Origin of the sequence: Bradyrhizobium sp. 142 (genome assembly GCF_023074015.1) — a bacterium.
Lineage (GTDB): Bacteria > Pseudomonadota > Alphaproteobacteria > Rhizobiales > Xanthobacteraceae > Bradyrhizobium.
Map to the genome: position 1 here is coordinate 1 of NZ_JADPKQ010000312.1, position 1,527 is coordinate 1,527.

Consider the following 1,527-nt stretch of genomic DNA (forward strand, 5'->3'; position numbering starts at 1 on the left):
CTAGTTCTACTGAGTCAGAAAGTCGCAGTACCAAGGATACAGGAATCAGGTATTGGGCGAGATTCACACCAGCGGTAGGTGCTGAGGATGGATCGCCGAAGGCTTAAGAGCAGTGAATCGCGATTTGCCGCCTATGTCGAGGGGCTTGCGAGCGTGATTGGGCACAAAGACCGGGAGCAGCCGCTTCGCGATTATTGCACCGGGCTGATGCTGCGAGGTGAGCGCAAGAGCGTCGAACCGATCGCAGCGGTGACGGCACCGGCGCGGGTGGCCGCCCAGCATCAATCGCTTCTGCATTTTGTCGGCGAGGGACGCTGGTCCGACGAACGCGTCTTGGCCAAGGTGCGCGAGAAGGTTTTGCCTGAGATCGAGCGTCACGGCCCGATCGAGGCGTGGATTATCGACGATACCGGACTGCCGAAGAAGGGTCGGCATTCGGTCGGTGTTGCGCGGCAATATTGCGGTCAGCTCGGCAAAGAGGACAACTGCCAGGTCGCGGTGTCGCTGTCGATTGCCAACGAACATGCGAGCCTGCCGGTGGCGTACCGTCTGTATCTGCCGCAGGAATGGGCGGAGGATAGCGATCGTCTGCGCAAGGTGGGGGTTCCTGAAGATATTGGCTTCAAGACCAAGCATGAGATCGCGCTAGAGCAACTGCGCTGGGCCTGCGCGGCCGGTTTGCCGCGTGGCGTGGGGCTGCTCGATGCTGGTTACGGCAATAACAGCAATCTGCGCGCCGATATCACGGCGCTGGGGCTGGCTTACGTCGCGGGCATTCTGTCGAACACGACGGTGTGGGCAGACGGGACGGGACCGCTGCCGCCGAAGACTTGGTCCGGCCGTGGACGCCCACCAAAGCGCCTGCGGCGCGACGACAAGCACTGGCCAGCCTCGGTTAAAGAGCTCGCGCTCGGCCTGCCCAAGCGCGCCTGGCGCACCATCGAATGGCGAGAAGGTTCGGCGGAAATCATGTCCTCGCGCTTTGCGCGGGTGCGGGTGCGTGTCGCGCAGCGTGACGAACGGCGCCACGAGCCGCGCCCGGAAGAATGGCTCTTGATCGAGTGGCCCAAGGACGAGACCGAGCCGACCAAATACTTTCTGTCGACGCTTCCCGCGGACATCGCCTTTCATCGTCTGGTCTACTTCGCCAAGCTGCGTTGGCGCATTGAGCGCGACTATCAGGAGCTCAAGCAAGAAGTCGGCCTCGGGCATTTTGAAGGTCGGGGATGGCGTGGCTTCCACCATCACGCAACGCTCTGCATCGCGGCTTACGGATTCCTGATCTCCGAAAGGGAGACGATTCCCCCCTCAGGAACGCGTGCCGCCGCGATCTTCCCGCAACTTGCCTTTCCCGCAGGTTACCGATCCAGAGGTACTGCCGTTGCGGCCTGAGCGTCACATCCCGAACTCAATCGCAACCATGCGCATCCGTTTGGCCAACGCGATCGCCAGAACCCTGCCGCGATGCCCGTGTTGCGGCCAAAGCAAAATGCGACCGCGCCGAAATTTGTGACGCAGTAGAACTAG

1 protein-coding gene is annotated in these 1,527 nt (G+C 61.8%); it reads left to right on the top strand.

Going from position 1 to position 1,527, the window contains the following annotated elements; genetic code table 11:
• Window positions 1–87 precede the first annotated feature (87 nt).
• A complete protein-coding gene (locus IVA82_RS28430) occupies window positions 88–1,392 on the top strand; it encodes an IS701 family transposase (RefSeq protein ID WP_247384176.1) in 1,305 nt (434 codons plus the stop codon).
• The last annotated feature ends 135 nt before the right edge of the window (window positions 1,393–1,527 follow it).

Excerpts from the sequence above, each read along its gene's own strand:
- IVA82_RS28430 (WP_247384176.1), top strand. The coding sequence starts at position 88 with ATGGATCGCCGAAGGCTTAAGAGCAGTGAATCGCGATTTGCCGCCTAT.